This window comes from Modestobacter marinus, from assembly GCF_019799945.1.
GTDB classification, from domain to species: domain Bacteria; phylum Actinomycetota; class Actinomycetes; order Mycobacteriales; family Geodermatophilaceae; genus Modestobacter; species Modestobacter marinus_B.
Genome location: NZ_JABGCH010000086.1, coordinates 1 through 2,180, shown reverse-complemented (window position 1 = coordinate 2,180; position 2,180 = coordinate 1). Strand labels below are relative to the sequence as shown.

1 protein-coding gene is annotated in these 2,180 nt (G+C 72.7%); it reads left to right on the top strand.

All coding sequences use genetic code 11. From position 1 onward, the window contains the following. Positions 1-57: 57 nt before the first annotated feature. The gene (locus tag HK417_RS24160; RefSeq protein ID WP_222273207.1) at positions 58-2,163 is read left to right on the top strand and encodes an ISAzo13 family transposase; all 2,106 of its coding nucleotides are present in this window, start codon (positions 58-60) and stop codon (positions 2,161-2,163) included. The last annotated feature ends 17 nt before the right edge of the window (positions 2,164-2,180 follow it).

Below are 2,180 nucleotides of genomic sequence, written 5' to 3'. Positions count from 1 at the left end.
AGTGGGCCTGTCAGGAATCAAGCTGTTCTTTCCCGGATTCGGGGTCGACGATCTGCTATGCGCGTCGACGAGGAGGTCCGCGGCCAGCTTGCCACCAGGTTCGAGGTGCTGCTGCCGCATCTGAACGAGCGGCAGCAGCGGTTGGCGCTGGCCTGCGAGGCCCGGCTGCTGGGGCACGGGGGCGTGGCCGCGGTCGCGGAGGCGGCGCGGGTCAGCCCCACCACCGTGCGCCGCGGCGTGACCGAGCTGGACTCCGGCGAGGAGGAGCCGCTGCGGGTCGGGCGGTCACGGCGGGCCGGCGGAGGACGTAAGCCGGTCACCGCGCATGACCCGGAGCTGGCGGCGGCCCTGCTGGGGCTGGTCGAGCCGAACGCGCGGGGCGATCCGATGTCGCCGCTGCGCTGGACGACGAAGTCGTTGCGGCATCTGGCCGCCGAGCTGACCGGGCAGGGGCATCCGGTCTCCGCTCCGACGGTGGCCCGGCTGCTGCGGCAGGCCGGGTTCAGCCTGCAGGGCACGGCCAAGACACTGGAAGGCAAGCAGCATCCCGACCGCGATGCGCAGTTCGCCTACATCAACGAGCAGGTCAAGGCCCACCAGGCCGACGGAGCCCCGGTGATCAGCGTCGATGCGAAGAAGAAGGAGCAGCTCGGACAGCTGCCCGCCGCCGGCCGGGAATGGCGGCCGAAAGGCGACCCGGTTGCGGTGGAGGACCACAGCTTCTTCACCGCCGGGCCGGAGGTGCCGCTGGCCATTCCCTACGGCGTCTACGACCTGAGCAGCGACGCCGGCTGGGTCAACGTCGGGGTCGACCACGACACCTCGGCGTTCGCCGTCGCCTCGATCCGCCGCTGGTGGGCCGCCCGCGGCGCGGCCGACCATCCGGGCGCAGACCGGCTGTTGATCACCGCCGATGCGGGCGGGTCCAACAGCTACCGCTACCGGTTGTGGAAGGCCGAGCTGGCGGCGCTGGCCGCCGAGACCGGCCTGACGATCACGGTCTGCCACTTTCCGCCGGGCACCTCGAAGTGGAACAAGATCGAGCACCGGCTGTTCTCCCAGATCACCATGAACTGGCGCGGCCGGCCGCTGACCAGCCATCAGGTCGTCGTCGCCACGATCGCCTCGACCCGCACCCGCACCGGGCTGCGGGTCGAGGCCGCCCTCGACACCGGCAGCTATCCCCTCGGAATTGCCGTTCCCGCCGGCGAGCTGCGCCGGCTGCCGATCACCGCCCACGCCCGGCACGGCGCCTGGAACTACACCGTCGCCCCCACCGGCGGCGCCGAGAGCGGTCCGGTGCACGCCGACGAGCGCGCTCGCGCCCGCGCGCGGGCGTTGGCCGTGCTCGCCGATGAACGGCTGACCGGCATGAGCGCCGCCGAGCTGGCCGAACTCGCCGCGCTGCTCGCCCCGGCGCAGGCCGCCCAGGCCGCCCAACGCCGCTTCACCCAACGCGGCGGACCGCGGCGCCGCGCGGCCGGCGCGGGCAGCACCGGACTACTCACCGAGGCCGACCGGGTGCTGGTCACCGTCGTCTACCAGCGCCAACTCTGCTCGATGAACGTGCTCTCCGACCTGCTCGGGGTCAACGCCAACTCGATCGGCCAGGCCATCGCCGACACCCGCCAACTGCTCGCCGACCACGGCCACACGATGGACCCGACCACGCTGCGCTTCGCCACCGCGGACGCGCTCATGACTTACGCGTCAGGCAGCGGCCCGCACCCGGCCCGGCCGCGGCTGGCCGAACGGCTCGCCGATCCTGCTCTGACCGGCATGCCGCGGGCCGGCCTCGCCACGCTGACCGACAGGATCGTGCCCGTGTTGGCCGCCCGCGCCGAGCGCCATCGACATCGAGCTCGCGGCGGCGAACGGCTGCCCGGCGCCCGCGGTGGCATCTTCATGCAGAAGATCACCGACGCCGAGCGAGTGCTGGCCACCGTGCTCCACCGGCGCGGCCTGGCCACCCACGACACCCTCGCCGAGCTGTTCGAAGTCAGCCGCCGCACCATCGGAGGCGTGCTGCGCGAAGTCGGCCCGCTCCTCGACCAGAACGGCTACTCCGCCACACCGGGCGCGACCCGGTTCACCACCGCGGCCGAGCTCCTCGCCTCACTGCCGGGTCCCCAGGCCGCCGCCAACAACACGCCGACAAGTTGATTCTTTACAGGCCCAGT